This is a genomic window from Sphingomonas sp. MM-1 (assembly GCF_000347675.2).
Taxonomy (GTDB): domain Bacteria; phylum Pseudomonadota; class Alphaproteobacteria; order Sphingomonadales; family Sphingomonadaceae; genus Sphingomonas_E; species Sphingomonas_E fennica.
Window position 1 is genome coordinate 2380213 of the sequence record NC_020561.1, and the last position, 18472, is coordinate 2398684.

At 68.0% G+C, this 18472-nt stretch carries 20 protein-coding genes; 7 read left to right on the plus strand and 13 right to left on the minus strand.

Going from position 1 to position 18472, the window contains the following annotated elements; all coding sequences use genetic code 11:
- Positions 1–20: 20 nt before the first annotated feature.
- Positions 21–527, plus strand: coding sequence for a Dps family protein (locus G432_RS11425; RefSeq protein WP_015458981.1), 507 nt, complete (start codon positions 21–23; stop codon positions 525–527).
- 232 nt (positions 528–759) lie between these two features.
- Here the strand turns inward: G432_RS11425 and G432_RS24085 are convergent, their stop codons facing one another.
- Positions 760–1425, minus strand: a complete 666-nt coding sequence (locus G432_RS24085) for an Npun_F0296 family exosortase-dependent surface protein (RefSeq protein WP_187293997.1) — start codon at positions 1423–1425, stop codon at positions 760–762.
- A 378-nt stretch (positions 1426–1803) separates the two neighbouring features.
- On the opposite strand from G432_RS24085, the gene G432_RS22565 reads away from it, so the two are divergent.
- A complete protein-coding gene (locus G432_RS22565) occupies positions 1804–1977 on the plus strand; it encodes a DUF1328 family protein (protein ID WP_015458983.1) in 174 nt (57 codons plus the stop codon).
- 25 nt (positions 1978–2002) lie between these two features.
- On the opposite strand, the gene G432_RS11440 is transcribed toward G432_RS22565, so the two are convergent.
- Positions 2003–3001: a ligase-associated DNA damage response exonuclease gene (locus G432_RS11440; protein WP_015458984.1), complete on the minus strand. Its 999-nt coding sequence runs from the start codon at positions 2999–3001 to the stop codon at positions 2003–2005.
- Between the two features lie 63 nt (positions 3002–3064).
- On the minus strand, positions 3065–3241 hold the full coding sequence (locus tag G432_RS23725) for a hypothetical protein (RefSeq protein WP_015458985.1): 177 nt from the start codon (positions 3239–3241) through the stop codon (positions 3065–3067).
- Between the two features lie 62 nt (positions 3242–3303).
- Between G432_RS23725 and G432_RS11445 the strand changes: the two genes are divergently transcribed.
- Complete coding sequence (locus tag G432_RS11445) at positions 3304–5712, plus strand: ligase-associated DNA damage response DEXH box helicase (RefSeq protein WP_015458986.1); 2409 nt, start codon at positions 3304–3306, stop codon at positions 5710–5712.
- Here G432_RS11445 and G432_RS11450 read toward each other — a convergent pair.
- Positions 5709–6128: an Rrf2 family transcriptional regulator gene (locus G432_RS11450; protein ID WP_015458987.1), complete on the minus strand. Its 420-nt coding sequence runs from the start codon at positions 6126–6128 to the stop codon at positions 5709–5711. The genes G432_RS11445 and G432_RS11450 overlap by 4 nt on opposite strands.
- An 83-nt stretch (positions 6129–6211) precedes the next feature.
- On the opposite strand from G432_RS11450, the gene G432_RS11455 reads away from it, so the two are divergent.
- Positions 6212–6658 carry a globin domain-containing protein gene (locus tag G432_RS11455; RefSeq protein WP_015458988.1) on the plus strand — a complete coding sequence of 149 codons (447 nt, stop codon included), beginning with the start codon at positions 6212–6214 and terminating at the stop codon, positions 6656–6658.
- Positions 6659–6755: 97 nt separating this feature from the next.
- On the opposite strand, the gene G432_RS11460 is transcribed toward G432_RS11455, so the two are convergent.
- From G432_RS11460 to G432_RS11475, 4 genes are all read right to left on the minus strand, one after another.
- Positions 6756–7613, minus strand: coding sequence for an SDR family NAD(P)-dependent oxidoreductase (locus G432_RS11460; protein ID WP_015458989.1), 858 nt, complete (start codon positions 7611–7613; stop codon positions 6756–6758).
- A gap of 17 nt (positions 7614–7630) precedes the next feature.
- Positions 7631–8389, minus strand: coding sequence for a glucose 1-dehydrogenase (locus G432_RS11465; RefSeq protein WP_041865358.1), 759 nt, complete (start codon positions 8387–8389; stop codon positions 7631–7633).
- A 110-nt stretch (positions 8390–8499) separates the two neighbouring features.
- Positions 8500–9261, minus strand: coding sequence for an SDR family NAD(P)-dependent oxidoreductase (locus G432_RS11470; protein WP_015458991.1), 762 nt, complete (start codon positions 9259–9261; stop codon positions 8500–8502).
- Positions 9262–9276: 15 nt separating this feature from the next.
- Complete coding sequence (locus G432_RS11475) at positions 9277–10461, minus strand: acetyl-CoA C-acyltransferase (RefSeq protein ID WP_015458992.1); 1185 nt, start codon at positions 10459–10461, stop codon at positions 9277–9279.
- A 138-nt stretch (positions 10462–10599) separates the two neighbouring features.
- Between G432_RS11475 and G432_RS11480 the strand changes: the two genes are divergently transcribed.
- Positions 10600–11436, plus strand: a complete 837-nt coding sequence (locus tag G432_RS11480; protein ID WP_015458993.1) for a class I mannose-6-phosphate isomerase — start codon at positions 10600–10602, stop codon at positions 11434–11436.
- A 20-nt stretch (positions 11437–11456) separates the two neighbouring features.
- Here G432_RS11480 and G432_RS11485 read toward each other — a convergent pair whose 3' ends face one another.
- Together G432_RS11485 and G432_RS11490 are read right to left on the minus strand one after the other, a co-directional pair.
- The gene (locus G432_RS11485; protein WP_015458994.1) at positions 11457–13337 is read right to left on the minus strand and encodes an ABC-F family ATP-binding cassette domain-containing protein; all 1881 of its coding nucleotides are present in this window, start codon (positions 13335–13337) and stop codon (positions 11457–11459) included.
- Positions 13338–13418: 81 nt separating this feature from the next.
- Positions 13419–14021 (minus strand): DUF4142 domain-containing protein, encoded by a 603-nt coding sequence (locus G432_RS11490; RefSeq protein ID WP_015458995.1) that lies wholly within the window; start codon positions 14019–14021, stop codon positions 13419–13421.
- A gap of 195 nt (positions 14022–14216) precedes the next feature.
- On the opposite strand from G432_RS11490, the gene G432_RS22140 reads away from it, so the two are divergent.
- Together G432_RS22140 and G432_RS11500 are read left to right on the plus strand one after the other, a co-directional pair.
- Positions 14217–14576, plus strand: a complete 360-nt coding sequence (locus G432_RS22140; RefSeq protein WP_015458996.1) for an EF-hand domain-containing protein — start codon at positions 14217–14219, stop codon at positions 14574–14576.
- A 131-nt stretch (positions 14577–14707) separates the two neighbouring features.
- Entirely contained in the window at positions 14708–14989 is a 282-nt protein-coding gene (locus tag G432_RS11500) for a DUF3175 domain-containing protein (RefSeq protein WP_015458997.1), read from the plus strand.
- 40 nt (positions 14990–15029) lie between these two features.
- Here the strand turns inward: G432_RS11500 and G432_RS11505 are convergent, their stop codons facing one another.
- The 3 genes from G432_RS11505 to G432_RS11515 are packed head-to-tail and all read right to left on the minus strand — an operon-like array spanning position 15030 to position 17953.
- Positions 15030–15227: a KTSC domain-containing protein gene (locus G432_RS11505; RefSeq protein ID WP_015458998.1), complete on the minus strand. Its 198-nt coding sequence runs from the start codon at positions 15225–15227 to the stop codon at positions 15030–15032.
- 13 nt (positions 15228–15240) lie between these two features.
- Entirely contained in the window at positions 15241–16095 is an 855-nt protein-coding gene (locus tag G432_RS11510; protein ID WP_015458999.1) for an SDR family oxidoreductase, read from the minus strand.
- A gap of 58 nt (positions 16096–16153) precedes the next feature.
- Positions 16154–17953, minus strand: coding sequence for a hypothetical protein (locus tag G432_RS11515; protein ID WP_144062036.1), 1800 nt, complete (start codon positions 17951–17953; stop codon positions 16154–16156).
- Between the last annotated feature and the right edge of the window lie 519 nt (positions 17954–18472).

Sequence of the window (18472 nt, forward strand, 5' to 3'; positions counted from 1 at the left end):
CGCCCAATAGGAGGACATTCATGGCGAAGACGCCCAAGGCCAAGCCCAAGCTCGCGACCCCGACCGACCTGGCGAGCAATCAGGTGAGCAATGTCGCGGATGCGCTGAATGCGATTCTGGCGGACAGCTTCGCGCTGTACCTCAAGACCAAGAATTTCCATTGGCACGTCTCCGGCCCGCATTTCCGGGATTATCACCTGATGCTGGACGATCAGGCGACCGATATTCTCGGCACGACCGACGAGATTGCCGAGCGCATCCGCAAGACGGGCGGCACCACGCTGCGCTCGATCGGGCACATCGCGCGCCTCCAGTCGATCAAGGATAATGACGCCGATTTCGTGCCCGCAGGCGACATGCTGCGCGAGCTGCGCGACGACAATCTGAAGCTGGTGGAGAAGCTCCACGAGGCGAAGGATATCGTCGACGCCGCCAAGGACAATGCGACCAGCGGCGTGCTCGACGACTGGACCGACCGTGCCGAACGCCGAGCCTGGTTCCTGTTCGAGGCCAGCCAGGGCGCCTGACCGGCCTTCCGGTCAACCGGTTCACCGGCGGAAGGGGTGGGCTGCCATGGCGGCCCGCCCTTTTTCTTGGCGGCGGCGAGAGGCCGGCGCCGCCCGGATTAGCTTTCCACCCCGGAGGATATCGGCGCTGCGGTCATGAGCCCGCCGATCCCGCACATATCGAAGATGAAATAGAAAAAGCGCCGCCGGCCCCCTGACCGACGGCGCTTTTCTCGCGCGATATTCGAAAGGATCAGGCGAAGAACACCCGCGTCCGCCGGATACGCATGGACGCGCCGATCAGCCCGAAGCCCGCGATCATCATCGCCCAGGTCGCCGGTTCGGGAACCGGGTTGTTCTGGGGAGGAAGGCGTTCGATGAAGACATTGTCGAACTCGAACGCATTCTGGCCGCCCGAGGTGAAGACCAGCTTGGCCAGGTTCGTCCGATCGTCGCCGGTGATGGTGAACGTCACCAGCCGGTTCGAATCGGCGCTCGTCTGGTTGCCGTCGGCAGGCGCGATGCCGTCGGAGCCGCCCGTGAAGGTCGCCAGCACATTACCCAGCGCATCCTGGAACTCGACCTGGTTGTAGTCGTCGATCGAACCCCAGATGAAGCTCAGCGAAAGGATCGCGTTGGGACCCGTCACGTCGAGCGTGCCGGGCGACACGCCGCCATCCGGATCGGCGCCGACCGAGGCATAGCCGCCGGTGCTGCCGAAGGGCTGGGCGCGATGGCCGCTGAGCGAATCGAAGAAGACCGATCCGTCCCAGGCCGCCGTCGGGCTGTCGAAATTATAGGTCGGCGCCGGCCCCGCATAGGGATCCGATCCGGGCACGCTGGATACGACGATGGCTGCGTGCGCGGGCAGCGCAACGGCGGTGCAGGCGGCAAGTGTAAGCAAAGCTTTCTTCAACACGGCGCTTCTCCTGTCGAAACCGACGACATAGATGCATGGCGCGTGCCAACATGGTGAATATCTGTATTTCAAGGATAATCCGATTCCGGTGGAATCGACTATGTAAAATCCGCCGACTCATTTCACGCGTCGTTCGTTGAGCGTGTGAAATGACTATACGTCGTCTTTCGGTGATTTCATCGGTGAATCCGGAGAGGTGATCGGATTCGCCTGATAATATATGTGTATTTATTGTAACCTTCATGGGTTCTTGCGCCTTCCGCGAGAGATGGATTCCCCGGAGATATCGGCAAAAGGATCAGGATAATCCTTCCACGATGATGGAACGGGCTGATTCAGCCGGCGTTGTTCACGCATGAAGCCGTTGGGAGAAAATAGATGCTGAAATGGGCGCTGATCTTCCTGGTGTTGGGCGCGATTCTGGGGTTGCTGGGCTTTGGCGGGATCGGCGGCGCGTTCGTCGGCATCGCCAAGATCCTGTTCGTCGTGGCCATCGCCCTGTTCCTGCTGTTCGTCGTGCTGGGCATCGTCGCCGGCAAGAAGGTGGCGTGACGGCCGAGAAGGCCTGGACGGAGGCCTAATCGTCCTCGTCCTCGCGGCCCGCCAGGTCCAGCGCGCGGGCGCTGATCTGGCGGGTCGCGCACCAATGGGCAAGCGCATCCTCGCGCCCGTGGGTGATCCACACCTCCCCCGGCGCGATTTCGTGCAGGGTGCCGGTCAGTTCATCCCAATCGGCATGGTCGGATATCACCAGCGGCAATTCCACGTTCCGCTGGCGCGCGCGCTGGCGGATGCGCATCCAGCCCGATGCCATGGCCGTGACCGGATCGGGCAGGCGCCGGGACCAGCGATCGTTGAGGGCGGATGGCGGCGCCAGCACCACATGGCCCCGGATATCGGCGGCGGCCCTGCCCGTCGCCGGTTCCAGCGGCCCGAGATCCACCCCGAACTGCCGGTAGAGATCGCATAGCCGCTGCAATGCGCCGTGGATGAAGATCGGTGCGTCATGCCCGCGCCCTCGCAGTTCCGCGATCACCCGCTGCGCCTTGCCGAGCGCATAGGCGCCCACCAGCACGCAGCGATCGGGATTGGCATGGAGGGTGGCGAGCAGCCGATCGATCTCCGATCCCGTATCGGGATGGCGGAATATCGGAAGGGCGAACGTGGCCTCGGTGACGAAGATGTCGCACGGCACAGGCTCGAAGGGCGCACAGGTCGGATCGGGGCGGCGCTTATAGTCGCCGGAGACGACGATGCGGGTGCCCGCCTGTTCCAGCACGATCTGGGCCGATCCCAGCACATGGCCGGCGGGCACGAAGCGCACCGACATGCCGCCCGGCCGCACGGTCTCGCCATAAGCGATGGCCTGGCCGTTCTGCGGCCCGTAGCGGGTTTCCATGATCGCCAGCGTCTCGGCCGTCGCGAGCACGCTTCCATGGCCGCCCCTGGCATGATCGGCATGGCCGTGGGTGACGATCGCGCGGGCGACCGGCACGGACGGATCGATCCACGCATCCGCTTCCGGCAGGTAAATGCCTTCCGCTTGAGGCCGTATCCAGGCGATCGATTGCCGCATGGAGGTTATATGGTCGATGCGCCGTCAGGTTCCATGCGCGGTGGTGCGCCGGCCCGGCAGCGCTCAGTGCAGCTTGGCGATCCTGATGCCGTCCTGCTTGGCGCGGTCCTTCACCGATTCCTCGCTGCGGGTCAGCGCCTTGGCGATGGCGCGCAGCGCCATGCCCTTTTCGGCCAGGCGGCGGAGCTTGGTGAGCTCGTCGGCGGTCCAGGGTTGTTTGTGCCGGACGAATTCGGCCATGGGCGTTTCCTTTCGTGCTTCCTCCTATCGCGGAGCATGCGGGCCGGATAGTCGTTGTCGCGATGATGGAGCTGCCGCCCGCGATCGCCCGATGGTTCGCCGCCCGTGGCTGGCGGCCGCGCCGGCACCAGCTTGAGATGCTGGAAGCCGCGCGCGAGGGGCGCGATGCGCTGCTGGTCGCGGCGACGGGTGCGGGCAAGACGCTGGCGGGCTTCCTGCCCAGCATCGCCGACCTGATCGAACGGCCGGCGGAAGGGCTGCACACCCTCTATGTCTCGCCGCTGAAGGCGCTGGCGGCGGACGTGCAGCGCAACCTGCTGACGCCGATCGCCGAGATGGGCCTGCCGATCCGGGTGGAGACGCGGACGGGCGACACCGCATCCAGCACCAAGGCCCGCCAGCGGGCGCGGCCGCCGCAGATGCTGCTGACCACGCCCGAATCGCTCAGCCTGCTGCTCTCCTATCCGGAAAGCCCGGCTCTGTTCGCGACGCTGAAGACGGTGGTGATCGACGAGGTCCACGCCTTCGCCAACGGCAAGCGGGGCGACCTGCTGGCCCTGTCGCTTTCCCGGTTGCAGGCGCTGACGCGGGGGATGCGGCGCGTCGCCCTGTCCGCCACGGTGGCCGATCCCGATGCCTATCGCGGCTGGCTTTCGCCCGATGGCGATATCGATGCGGTCGCGCTGGTCGAAGGCGAGCCAGGCGCGCCGGCGGAGATAGCGATATTGCTGCCGCAGGGGCATGTGCCCTGGTCGGGCCATTCGGGGCGCTATGCCGCCGCCGACGTGATGGCCCAGATCGCGGCGCACCGCACTACCATCATCTTCTGCAACACCCGCAGCCTGGCCGAGCTGATCTTCCAGGATCTCTGGAAGGTGAACGAGGCGTCGCTGCCGATCGGCATTCATCACGGTTCGCTGAGCCCGGAGGCGCGCGCCAAGGTGGAAGGGGCGATGGCGGAAGGGCGGCTGCGCGCGCTCGTCGCCACCGCGAGCCTCGACCTCGGCGTCGACTGGGGAGATGTCGATCTCGTCATCCAGATGGGCGCGCCCAAGGGGTCGTCGCGCCTGCTCCAGCGGATCGGCCGCGCCAACCATCGGCTGGACGAGCCCTCCCGCGCGCTGATCGTGCCGGGCAACCGCTTCGAATATCTGGAGGCGCGCGCGGCGCTGGATGCCGTGGAGGAAGGCGCGCTGGATGCGGAGACCTTCCGCCCCGGCGCGCTGGACGTGCTGGCCCAGCACATCATGGCCATGGCCTGCGCCAGCCCCTTCCAGGCCGACGACCTGTTCGCGGAAGTCGGCCAAGCCGCGCCCTATGCCGCCCTGCCGCGCGAGACCTTCGATCAGGTGCTCCGCTTCATCGAGAATGGCGGCTATGCGCTGCGCGCCTATGATCGCTTCCGCCGCCTGACCGAGGGCGCGGACGGCCTGTGGCGCGTGAGCCACCCGAAGTTCGTCGTCCAGCACCGGATGAACGCGGGCATCATCGTCGATGCGCCGATGCTGGACGTCCGCTTCCGCAACGGGCGCAGCCTGGGCCGGGTGGAGGAAGGCTTCGCCGCCTCGCTCACGCCCGGCGATACCTTCTTCTTCGCCGGTCTCAGCCTGGAGGTGCAGAAGGTCGACCCGACCGACCTGATCGTGCGCGCCACCAGCCGATCGGCCCGCATCCCCACCTATATGGGCGCGCGCATGCCGATCAGCACCAACCTAGCCGATCGGGTGCGCGCCTATCTGGCGGACAGCGGCGCATGGCGGCGGTTCCCGGACGAGGTGCGCGAATGGCTGGAGGCGCAGGCGCAGCGATCGGCGCTGCCCGAGCCGGGGCAATTGCTGGTCGAAACCTTCCCGCACGAGGGGCGGCATTTCATGGTCGCCTACAGCTTCGAAGGCTGGAACGCGCACCAGTCGCTGGGCATGCTGCTCACCCGGCGCATGGAGACGATGGGGCTGATGCCGTTGGGCTTCGTCGCCAACGATTATGCGATCGCCACCTATTCGCTCCATCCGGTCGCCGATCCGGCCAAGCTCTTCTCGCCGGACATATTGGAGGACGAATTCGTCCAGTGGGTGCAGCAGTCGGCGCTGCTGAAACGCGCTTTCCGCGAGGTGGCGGTGATCGGCGGGCTGGTCGAGCGCCAGCATCCGGGCAAGCGCAAGTCGGGCCGGCAGGTCACCTTCTCGACCGACCTGATCTATGATGTGCTGCGCCGCTACGAGCCCGAGCATCTGCTGCTGCGCGCCGCCTGGGCGGATGCGCGCGCGCGGATGACCGATGTCGGCCGGCTGGGCGACCTGCTGGATCGCGCGGCCGATACGATGCTGCATATCGATCTGCCCCGCGTCACGCCGATGGCGGTGCCGGTGCTGGTGATGATCGGGCGGGAGACGGTGGCGCAGGGCCTGGCCGACGATGCTCTGCTGATCGAGGCGGAGGCGCTGGCGGCCGAGGCGATGCGGGCCGACTAGGGCGACGTTTCCAGCAAGGTCGCGATCCGGGCGCGCTGGCGGCTGATGTCCGCCAGCGTATAGCTGTCCAGCACGGTGATGAAGGCGCGGGTGGCGCTGGCGAGCGCGCCGGTCAGCCCGCAGGCGGGCGCGATGATGCAGTCGCCGCAGTCCACGACGTCCAGATCCTCGGTATCGCGCACCACGGCGCCGATATTGATCTCCGCCGCCGGGCGGGCGAGGCGAAGCCCGCCATTGCGCCCGCGCACCGCATCGACATGCCCGGCGCGCGCAAGCTCGTTGGCGACCTTCATCAGATGGTTCTGCGAAATGTCATAGGCGCGGGCGATCTCGGCGATCGAGCAGAGCCTGTCGGGCCGCGCCGCCAGGTAGAGCAGCACGCGCAGGGCATAGTCGGTATGGCGGGTCAGCTTCACCCGCCGATAATATGCATTTCGGTTGCATCTTTCCAGCGAGGCGAATAGATGCATTTCAGAAGCATGATTCTACGGAGATGCATATGGCCGCCCGTCTGAGCCCCGAAGCCACCGCCATCGTGAAGGCCACCGCGCCCGCGCTGCAGAAGCACGGCCTCGCCATCACCACGCGGATGTATGAGCGGCTCTTCGTCGATGCCGACATCAAGGCGATGTTCGATCAGGCGGCCCAGCAATCGGGCGAGCAGCCGAAGCGGCTGGCGGCCGCCATCCTCGCCTTCGCGCAGAATGTGGACAAGCTGGAGGCGCTGACCGGCGCCGTCGAGCGGATGGCCGCGCGCCATGTCGCCACCGGCGTCCGCCCGGAACATTATCCCGCCGTCGCCGCGGCCCTGCTGCCGGCGATCCGCGACGTGCTGGGCGAGGACGTCGCGACCGACGCGGTGCTTGCCGCCTGGGCCGAAGCCTATGGCGTGCTGGCGGATATCCTCATCGGCCGCGAGGCGAGCCTCTACGCCGAAGCGGCCTGACCGGCGGCCTTATGCCGGGGCGCCGGGATGCTCACGCATCACGCCCCGGAAAGGCTCGGGTGCCGCACGGGCTTAACCAGGGATCGATGAGGGACGCTCACCGAGCCCTGTCATCGGGCGCTTCCTCGCCGCGCAGCACGGCGTCGATGGTTTCGGAACCGAAAATGCCGCGCGCGAGGTGGGTGAGATCCGGGTTGCGCCGCAGTTCGTGCCCGCCGTCGACCGCGAGGCTCTGTCCCGTCACCCAGCCCGATTCCGGGCCGGCGAGGAAGCGCACGCCGCGGGCGATATCCTCGGGCGCGCCGGCCCGGCCCATCGGCATCTGATCGATGAAGGGCTGGATGATCGCCGGATCGTCGAACATCGCGCCGGTCGCCTCGCTGCGCGTCATGCCGGGGCGGATGGCGTTGATGCGCACATTGGCGCCGGCCAGCTCGTCGGCGGCGGTGCGGACGAACTGCTCCAGCCCGCCCTTGGCGGTGCAATAGGCGCCCAGCCAGGGGAAGGGCATCATCGCCGCCGTCGAGGATATCAGCACGATCGATCCGCCCGCCTTCATGCGCGGCACGCCGTAGCGCACGGCCAGGAAGGCGGTGATGATGTTATAGTCCAGCTCGGCCCGGAACGAATCCGCGTCGTGCATCAGGATCGGGCGAAAGCCGCCGCCGCCGACGGTGGGCACGATGATGTCCAGCCGCCCGCTCATCGCCACGGCCTTGTCGAGCCCCGCCTCGACATCGTCCTGCTGGCCGGCATCGCCGACATGAAGATCGATCCGGGCGCCGGGCACGTCGGCGATCAGCGCCTCGCGCGTCCGCTCCAGCGCCTCGCCCCGCCGGCCCATCAGCAGCACCTCGGCCCCGTCCTGCAGCAGCAGGCGGGCGGTGGCGCTGCCGATGCCGCCGCTGCCGCCGGTGATGAACGCCGTCTGTCCTTCCAGCACGCGATCCGCCATCGCCCTGATCCTTCCGCTTACTGGACCGAAAGGCCCCCATCGACGAGCAGCCCGTGGCCGACCACGAAGCCCGATGCCGGCGATGCCAGCCACAGGATCGCCTGGGCGATATCGTCCGGTTCGGCGGCGCGGCCGATCGGGTGGGCGGCGCCGACGGCGGCGGCGGCCTCGGCCGAGGTGCCGACATTGTCGATCAGGATCGCGGTGCGCACCGCCGCCGGGCAGACCGCGTTGATGCGGATGCCGCTCGACGCATATTGCAGGGCGGCCGCGCGGGTCATGCCCAGCACGGCATGCTTGCTGGTGGTATAGGCCGGCTTGTTGGCGACGCCGTTCACCGAGGCGAGCGACCCGACATTGACGATCGCGCCGCCCTTGCCTTCCATCGCGGCGATTTCCGCCTTCATGCAGAGGAACACGCCGCGCGTGTTGATGCTGTGGATGCGATCGAAATCCTCGAGCTTCCACTGCGCGACCGGCACCACCTCCAGGTCGATGCCGGCATTGTTCACGGCGATGTCCAGCCCGCCATAGCTGTTCACGGCATGGTCGACGATCGCCTGCACGTCCTCCGGCTTGCTCACGTCGCAGCGCACGAAGCTGGCGGTGCCGCCCCTGGCCGCGATCAGCGCCACGGTTTCCTCGCCGCCTTTTTCCGATACGTCGCCCACGACGACCCTGGCGCCGCCGGCCGCCAGCGCCTCGGCCGTCGCCCGGCCGATCCCGCCGCCGGCGCCGGTGACGAGCGCGACCTTGCCCGAAAAATCATACGTCATGCGCATCTCTCCATTGATCCCTATCGGGTAGCCGCCCGCCACCGCCGCTGCCAGCGGCAGGCGACGGCGGCATTCGCGATAGGGACATTAAATAGGGATGGGCGTGTGCCTTATTTCGGCGCCATGCGGATCGCCCCGTCGAGGCGGATCACCTCGCCGTTCAGCATCGGATTGGCGACGATGCTTTCGACGAGCTGGGCATATTCCTCGGGCTTGCCGAGCCGGTTGGGGAAGGGCACCTGCCGGCCCAGTGATTCCGTTGCGGCCGGGGGCAGGCCGGCCAGCATCGGCGTCCAGAAGATGCCCGGCGCGATGGTGACGACGCGGATCGCATATTGGGCGAGATCGCGCGCCACCGGCAAGGTGAGGCCGACGACGCCGCCCTTGGAGGCGGCATAGGCGGCCTGGCCGATCTGCCCGTCATAAGCGGCGACCGAGGCGGTGTTGACGATCACGCCGCGCTCCTCCCCCACGGGATCGGCCTGCGCCAGCCGGGCCGCGAACTTGGACAGCAGGTTGAACGTGCCGACCAGGTTGATCTCCACCGCCTTGCGGAAGGAATCGAGCGGGTGGGGCACGAACTCCCGGTTGAACGTCTTGATCGCGGGCGCGATGCCGGCGCAGTTGACGAGAATGCGGGCCACCCCGTGCGCGGCCTCGGCCGCCGCGATAGCATCCGCGACGCTGGCGTCGTCGGTCACGTCCACCTTGAAGAAAAGCCCGCCGATCTTCGCGGCGGCGGCTTTGCCGGCCTCCTCGTTCAGGTCGAAGATGGCGACCTTGGCGCCCTTGGCGGCGAGCATCTCCGCCGTGGCGCCGCCCAGCCCCGATGCGCCGCCGGTGACGATGGCGGCTTCACCCCTGATATCCATTTCCAGCCTTCCGTTTCAGCAGAGTTCGAGGGCGACGGCCGTGGCCTCGCCGCCGCCGATGCAAAGGCTGGCGACGCCGCGCTTCAGCCCGCGCTGCTGGAGCGCCGCGACCAGCGTGGCGATGATCCGCGCGCCCGATGCGCCGATGGGATGGCCGAGCGCCGTCGCCCCGCCATTGACGTTCAGCTTGTCCACCGGGATGCCGAGGTCCTTGGCGGCGATCATCGGCACCACGGCGAAGGCCTCGTTCACCTCGAACAGGTCGACATCGTCCACGCTCCACCCCGCCTTTTCCAGCACCTTGCGCATCGCATCCACCGGGGCGGTGGTGAACAGAGCCGGGGCATGGGCGTGCGCCGCCTGGGCCACGATCCGCGCCACCGGCTTCAGCCCCTGTGCGTCCGCCGTGCTTTGCCGCGTCATCACCAGGGCGGCGGCGCCGTCGGAGATGGAGGCGGAGCTGGCGGCCGTGATCGTGCCGTCCCTGGCGAAAGCGGGCTTCAGATTGGGTATCTTGTCCGGCATGGCGTTGCCGGGCTGTTCGTCGGTGTCGACCGTCACCGGCCCCTTGCGGGTGACGACCTCGACCGCCACGATCTCGCCGGCGAAGGCGCCGCTCCCGATCGCGGCCTTGGCGCGGGACAGCGAGCGGAGGGCATATTCGTCCTGCTCCTCGCGGGTGAACTGATAGTCGCGCGCCGTATCCTCGGCGAAGGCGCCCATCGGCTTGCCCTTGTCATAGGCATCCTCCAGCCCGTCCATCATCATCGTATCGATCACGCGGTCATGGCCGATGCGCGCGCCCGAACGGTGCTTGGGCAGCGCATAGGGCGCGTTGGTCATGCTCTCCATCCCGCCCGCGACGATGATGTCGGCCGATCCGGCGGCGATCGCCTCCGCCGCCATGATCGCCGCCTGCATGCCCGATCCGCACATCTTGTTGACGGTCGTGGCCTCGACCGACTGGGGCAGGCCCGCGCCCAGCGCCGCCTGCCGCGCCGGCGCCTGGCCCAGCCCGGCCGGCAGCACGCAGCCCATGTAGATCCGCTCGATCGCGGCGGGATCGACGCCGGCCCGCTCCACCGCCGCGCGCACCGCCGTCGCGCCCAGATCGGTCGCGGATGCCCCCGCCAGCGCGCCCTGGAAGCCGCCCATCGGCGTCCGCGCGTAGGACAGGATCACCACGGGATCGCTGCTCATAACTCCAAGCCTTTCAAATATCAGGCGGGGGCGCATAAGGCCCCGCCTTCGGGAACCTGTTGTCTAGATATCCCCCCTTCGCCATTACTCAAGGGAACAGGCGACGTCCCCTCATGTTGTGCTGATTCGGAGATAGTCATGCCCGCCATCCGCCTCACGACCAAGCGTGTCGAGAAACCCTGGGGCCGCATGAAATTGTGGCCGGGCTTCGCCGATGTTCCGGCCGGCGGCGATCCGGTGGGCGAGATCTGGTTCCAGGCGCCGGAAGGGCGCGATCCGGTGCTGCTCGTCAAATATCTCTTCACCAGCGAGAAGCTGTCGATCCAGGTGCATCCCGATGACGAGCAGGCGCGGGCGCACGGCTATTCGCGCGGCAAGGACGAGGCGTGGGTGGTGCTGGCGGCGGAGGCACATGCCACGATCGCCATCGGCACCCGTTTCCCGATGACCCGCGAGGAGCTGCGCGAGGCGGCGCTCGACGGATCGATCGAGGACAAGATGTGCTGGAAGACGGTGAAATCCGGCGACGTCTATTATTCGCCCGCCGGCACCGTGCATGCGATCGGCGAAGGGCTGACGCTGGTGGAGGTGCAGCAGAATGTGGACCTCACCTATCGGCTCTACGATTATGGCCGCCCGCGTGAGCTGCATCTGGACGACGGGATCGCGGCATCCGATCCGGTCCCTTACGTCGCCACCTATATCCCGCGCGAGGTGGCGCCCGGGCGGATGGTGTTCGCCGACGGGCCGGCCTTCGTGCTGGAACGGTGGACGGGCGCGCGGCGCACCGCGATCAAGGCGGGCAAGGGGCGGCCGATCTGGTTGATCCCGATCGGCGGCGGCGAGGGCCGGATCGACGGCGAACCCTTCACCGCCGGCGGGGTGTGGATGATCGAGGACGAGGCGACGCTGGACGTGGGGGACGATGCCAACCTGCTGGTCGCCTATCCGGGGCAAGGCGTGATCGGGTTATAACGCCCGACCCGGCTGGACCGTCACGGCGTTGATTCGAGCGCCTCGCTCGCTTCCAGCCATTCCGCCTCGGCGGTCTCGAGCTTCGCTTCGACATCGGCGCGGCGCTTCATCAGCGTCGTCATCGTCTGGTCGCGGTCCTGCGGATCGGCGCTGGCGGGATCGAACATCGCCCGGTCGAGCGCGGAGCGCCGTTCGCCGAGCTTCCTGATCTGCTCTTCCGCCGCCTTCACCCGCTTGCGAAGCGCGGCGTTGCGCTCTCGCGCCTCGGCCGCCGCGCGGCGATCGTCCTTGCGGCTGGTCTTCGCCTCGCTGTTGCCGGATGCAGCGCGCGCCTGCTCGCCCCGGCCGAGGACGAGATCGGTATAATCGTCGAGCGTGCCGGCAAATTCGCGCGCGGTGCCGCCGTCGACCAGCACCAGGCGGTCGGCGGTCAGTTCCAGCATGTGGCGATCGTGGCTGACCACGACCACCGCGCCTTCATAATCGTTGAGGGCCTGGACCAGTGCCTCGCGCGCATCGACGTCGAGGTGGTTGGTCGGCTCGTCGAGGATCAGCATGTGGGGCGCATCGCGGGTGATGAGCGCGAGCGCCAGCCGCGCGCGCTCGCCGCCGGATAGCTTGCCCACCTCGATCGTCGCCTTGTCGCCCGAAAAGCCGAAGCGGCCGAGCTGCGCGCGCACGGCGGCGGGCTTCGCATCGGGCATCAGCCGGCTCATATGCTGGAGCGGCGTATCGGCGGCGTCCAGCTCCTCCACCTGATATTGGGTGAAATAGCCGACGCGCATCCGGCCGGCGGTGGTAACGGTGCCTTCCATCGGCACGAGCTGGGCCGCCAGCAGCCGCGCCAGCGTCGTCTTGCCGTTGCCGTTGCGGCCGAGCAGCGCGATGCGATCGTCGGGATCGAGCCGCAGGTTGAGCCGCGACAGGATGGTGCGATCGCCATAGCCGACGGCGGCAAGGTCGAGCGTGATGAGCGGCGGCTTCAGCCCGTTCTCGGGGCTGGGGAAATCGAAGCTCATCGTCGGATCCTCGACGACGGCGGCGATCGGCTCCATCTTCGCCAGCGCCTTCACCCGGCTCTGCGCCTGCTTGGCCTTGGTGGCCTTGGCGCGCCAGCGATCGACGAAGGCCTGCAGCTTGGCGCGCTGGGCAAGCTGCTTCTCGCGCGAGCTGGCCTGCAGCGCGAGCCGCTCGGCCCGCTGCTTCTCGAACGCGTCATAGCCGCCCGGATAGAGCGTCACCCGCCCCTTATCGAGGTGGAGGATGTGATCGACGACATTGTTGAGCAGGTCGCGCTCATGGCTGACGACGAGGATCGTGGCGCGATAGCTTTTGAGGAAATTCTCCAGCCACAAGGTCGCTTCGAGATCGAGATGGTTCGAAGGCTCGTCGAGCAGCAGCAGGTCGGGCTCGGAGAAGAGGAGGGCGGCGAGCGCCACGCGCATCCGCCAGCCGCCCGAGAAGCTGTCGAGCGGGCGATGCTGCATCTCCTCGTCGAAACCGAGGCCGATCAGGATCTTGGCCGCGCGCGCGGGGGCCGAATGGGCGTCGATCGCGTTCAGCCGCTCATGAATCTCGCCCAGCCGGTCGGGATCGTGGCTGTGCTCCGCCTCGGCGAGCAGGGCGGCGCGCTCGATATCGGCGGCGAGCACGGTTTCGAAGGGGCTGGCGGACCCGGCCGGCGCCTCCTGCGCGATATAGCCCATGCGCGCGCCCTTCGGCATGTCGACCGATCCGCTGTCCGCCTCGCCCTGGCCGGCGATGACGCGCATCAGCGTGGACTTGCCGGCGCCGTTCCGGCCGATCAGCCCGACGCGGCTGCGTGGCGGCAGCGCCGCCGTCGCATTGTCGAGGATGAGGCGGCCGCCGAGCCGCACCGTGATTCCGTTGATCGTCAACATGGAGCGGGCCGATAGCAGGGACGGCGCGCCGGACAAAGCCGCCCGCCGCCGGATTGCCGGCGGGCGGGCGGAAAGAGGGCCTTACAGGCTGTTCTTGAGCGTCCTCGCCATATCGAGATGCTTCTCGACGATGGGCACGATCTCCTGCGCGGCGGTCTTGAGCGGCAGGATATCGCCTTTTTCGGCATAGGCCCGCAGCAGCGACAGCGCGTCCTCATGCGCGTCGACCTGGCCGGCGATATAGGCCTTGTCGAAATCGGCGCCCTTGAGCTTGTCGAGATCGGCCAGCTTCGCGCCCTGATCCCTGGTGAGCGAGGCATCCGGGGTGAGCGCGGGCCGCGCCTCCTTGGCCGCGTCCTTCAGCTTGGCGGTGGATTGGGTATGCGCCTCCACCATCATCACGGCGAAATCCTTCACCTTCTGGCTGGCGGCGTGATCCGCCGCGAGGCGGGCGGCGGCGATCTCGAACGCATCGCCGCGTGCTGCCTTGTCGACGAATTCCTGGTTGCCGGGGGTGGGCGTCAGCGCATCGACGGTGGCATCCACGGCGTTGCCCGCGACGTTGCCGGCGGCCTCCATAGACTGATCGACGGCGTTGGCCACACCCTCCGCGGACTGTTCGGCCTTGGGGCCGCAGGCGGCGAGCGCCAGGGCGAGCCCCGCGACCGATGCCGTTCGCAGCATTGCTTTCATCCTGTCCTCCTTTCCGAAGGGAAGGGAACGCATCGGCATGGTTGCCGTTCCGGCCGGCCCGCCGGGTCGCGCCAGATGGACATTTCCGGCCCCTCATCGGTTGATGCCGGTACGAACGACGGCGAGCCCCGGCGCACGGACGCCCAGGGCCGGCCCCGCATCATGAACAAGTCGAGGAGAAATGCCATGAAACGCAGCCTGATTGGGATCGCCCTGTTGATGGGAACGGCATCGGCGGCTTCGGCGAACGATGGGAAATCGATGGACGCCAACGGCGACGGGACCGTCACCAGGGCGGAATATGACGCCGCCACCCAGGCCGCCTGGACCAGGATGGATGCCAATGGCGACGGCAAGCTTTCCGCGGCCGAAGCGGGCGCCAAGGGCGCCGCGGGCTGGAAGACGGCGGACGCGGACGGGGACGGCCAGCTATCCTCCGCCGAGTTCAGCGCCAAGAAGGGCGCCTGGTTCGCCATGGCCGACACCGACAAGGACGGCAGCCTGAGCAAGGCCGAGCTGACCGCTGCGAAAGCGATGAAGCATTGAGGACCTGAAGGTCGGCCGGCCCCTGGGGGCGGGCCGGCTGGTCTCCCATTCGGGCACCAGCGAAACGATTGGAACCGGCAGCGCCGCGTCCGGTTGATTCGGGCTTTCACGGACAATCGCAGGGCATCGCCATGACGAGGAAATGGTCGCAGGAAGTTACGGAGCATTCCGACGCGCTCGATCTGGACGAGGGCGTTTTCGCCGGGGACGATCCCGCCAGGATCGCGGCGTCGCTCAAGCATTCGGCCGAGCATAGCCGGCGCCGCAAGGGTACGCCCTTCCAGTCCGCCATGAGCATGCTGACCTTCTACATCAACCGCGCCGGCAAGCAGCTGCCGGCCAGCCGGCGCCGCACCCTCAACGAAGCGAAGGACGAGCTGCGCAAGGCGTTCGGCCGGCCCGCGCACGGATAAGCGATTTTTCCGGTGATCGGAGCCGGTTGCTTGGCTGGGGTCAGTCGATCCGCTCCGCCGGGAAGCGATCGCGGATGCGGCGGTTGAAGAAGCGGCCCCGCGACGGCGCGGCACGGAACTGGCGGACAATCTCGGCCGGAACGTCGCTGTAGCGATAGAGCCGGCCGCCGACGAAACGGACGAGCAGCCGGTGCCCGTCCGGATCGTAATCGAAGGCGCGGATCACGCTGGACGGCATGGCGCCGCCATCCTCAGCCGTTCACCACTGTGCCGCCATTGGGGTGCAGGACCTGGCCGGACATATAGGACGCATCCTCGCACGCCAGGAACAGGAAGGCAGGCGCGACCTCGTTGGGCTGGCCGGGGCGGCCCATCGGCGTGCTTTCCCCGAAGGTCGCCAGCTTTTCCGGCGAGGCGCCGCCGCTGGGGTTGAGCGGGGTCCAGATCGGGCCGGGGGCGACGGCGTTGACGCGGATGCCCTCGCCCACCAGATTTTCGGACAAAGCGCGGGTGAAGGCGGTGATCGCGCCCTTGGTGGCGCTATAGTCCAGCAGCTCCTTCGATCCCTGATAGCTCGTCACCGACGTGCAGTTCACGATCGCCGAACCCGGTTCCAGATGCGGGCGCACCGCCTGCGTGATGAAGAACATGCCGAAGATGTTGGTCTGGAAGGTGCGGCGGAGCTGCTGCTCGCTGATATCGGTGATGTCCTGATCGGGATGCTGTTCCCCGGCATTGTTGACGAGCACGTCGATCCGGCCGAGCTTCGCCACGACTTCCGCCACGGCCCGGTCGCAGAAGGCCTTGTCGCCGATGTCGCCGGCAATGGCGATCGCGCGGCGCCCTTCGGCGCGGACGATGGCGGCGGTGGCTTCGGCATCCTCATGCTCGCAGAGGTAGAGGATGGCGATATCCGCGCCTTCGCGGGCGAAGAGGGCGGCGACGGCCCGGCCGATGCCGCTGTCCGCCCCGGTTATGAGCGCGACCTTGCCGGCAAGGCGGCCCGAGCCCGGATAGCGGGGGCGCCAGTCCGGCGCGGGATCGAGATTCGCCTCGCTGCCCGGAAGCGCATCCTCATGGATCATCGGTTGCGGCGCCTGTGCCATCCTGCCTCTCCTCCTCGGTCCGCCCGCATGCGGGAAAACCGGCGAAGGAGGCGGAGGTTCAGGGCGCTGCGGCGGACGGAGCGCGCGGCGGGATCAAGCCTGCGCGGGCGAGCACGGCGAGGCTGTGATCGCGCAGGCGTTGCGGCATCATCCAGCGGCGATACATGGAATCGGGGTCCTGCGTGGTTTGCGGGTCCACCGCCTCCAGCCGCGCCCAGGCCGCCTTCGCCTTCGCCATATCCCCAGCGCTGGCGGCGACGACGGCGCGCACCAGCTCGTTGGAAGCCTGGACGGTGGCGGTTGGCGGCGGCAGCGCATCCACCATCCGCTGGGCGGTGGCGATGTCGTTCCTGTCGAGCGCGAGGTAGATCAGCATGTTGCGGGTGCCGAGCGGCGCCTCCGGATCGAGCTTCACCGCCCGGCGGATCAGATCCTCGGCATCGGGCTGCCCGCAGTTCAGCAGCAGCAGGCCGGCAATCCCCATCAGATCGGGATCATAGGGGTTGAGCTCCAGCGCGCGGCGGCTGCTGCGGACGGTGAGCGCGCAGGTGCCGGCGAACTGGGAGGCGCGGGCGAGCGTGAGCTGGATGAAGGCGTTGTAGGGATCGGCCATCGCCGCGCGCCGGGCATAGGCCAGGCTGGTGACGGCGATATCGTCCGGTGCGGACGGATCGAGCCGGTAGACCTTGCGGTCGAGCTCCAGGAAGGATTTGGCGGCAAGCGCCATCGCATGGCCGGGCTCGAGCGCGAGCGTGTGATCGACGCATTCGCGCAGGCGCAGGTTGAGCGCGGCGTTGCGATCGCGGCGATAGCGATCGAATTCCAAGAGGCAGCGGTGGCCCGGCGCGAAACGGTCGCCTTCCACCGCGCGGGTGGCGGTGGCGATCACGCCATAAGGCTGGATCAGCTCGGTGACGATAGGCGAGAGCGCGGTCCTGATCGCGTCCGGCCCGTCGCCGATCGCGGCCTGGCCCGTCCAGACCAGTTCGCCCGAGCGGATGTTGGTGAGCTGGAGCTGAAGTTCGGGCTCGGCGCCGCTGGTGAGCGTGCCGGTCAGGCGGAAATAGGGACGGCGATTCGGCGGTTCCTGCGCCAGTTCGCGGCGGACGGCCTCGCTCGCCTCGGCCTGGGTGACGCCCTTTTCCTCCTCGTGCAGGCGGATCAGCCAGCTCCGCCTGAGGCCGTCGACCAGGAAGGTATCGATGGACCGTTCGGTCGCGCTCCTGTCGGCCGGGCCGGTGATCGGCGCGAAGCTCAGCTCGGGCGGCAGGGTGAGGCGATTGGGGTCGCCCGTCATATCCGTGTCGGCGGGATGGGTAAGGTAGATGGCGGCGCCGACCAGGGCGGCGACCACGATCGCCAGCAGGGTGCCGACGATGGCGACCCAGGGCGGCGATGTGGCGGGCGCCCCGCCTTCGCCCGCCATGGGCGGGGTGGCGGTTCCCGTTGCGGGTTCGCCGATGGCGGTGGACGAATCGGGCGCGGCGGCCGGCGATGGGACATCCGATTCGAAAAAGACGCGATACTGGCCAGGCGGAATGTGGAGGCGGATGCCGTCCGCCACGCCTTCGCGGGCGTAGAAGGCCTCCAGCATGCGGCGCAGGCGGCCGACCTGGACACGGGGATAGCTATCGGCCTGGGCATCGAAATCGTCGGGGCGGCCGAGGCCATCCACCGCCACGGCATAGGCCTTCAGCGAATCGCCGCGGCCGGCCAGCGTTTCGGCGACAAGGAAGTCCAGCAGCCGGCGCATGACCGGCGCGCGCGCGAAATCGGTCGCGGCGGAGATGCGCGCCACCTCCGCTTCGATTCGCCGGCCGTCCACCCCGCGAGGAACAATGTCAGCCTGGTCTGCCACACCCCCTCATTTCCGGCCGCCTGTCCCACCGGCCGCGATTCTCCGCCCGGCGCTGTAACGGTAACAGCGTAGGCGTTACGTTTCGATAAACCCAGAAAGTCGATGTGTCACCATCGGTTGCGCTGCATGCGACGAACGGGGGAACCGGGCAGTAAAATGCGGTCTCTTACTTAGTTTCGGGGGGCGATCGGGGCATAAACGGGATCAGCGGAGGCCAAGCGCCACCGCGAAGCGATCCGGCTTCGAGTGCCGGCGGGTTGGAGGTTCTGGTCCCCCCAAAACGCCGGTGAAGACGGTCGCCAAGAGTGGTCGAGCCCGCGTTCAATGTTCTGCCCCCACGGAACGAATGCGGTGCATCTACCGGCCTCGCTCTTCCGGCTGCGGCCCACCCCCACTGGGCCGCAGCCGGCACGAGCCGGACAACCCGGCTTTCCCGAAACCTTCCCTTTTCGCCGCGCTGATTGCATCCTGCGGGCGTTCGTAACCGATGCTTGCGCCCGGCAGGCACTGGCGTTCGGC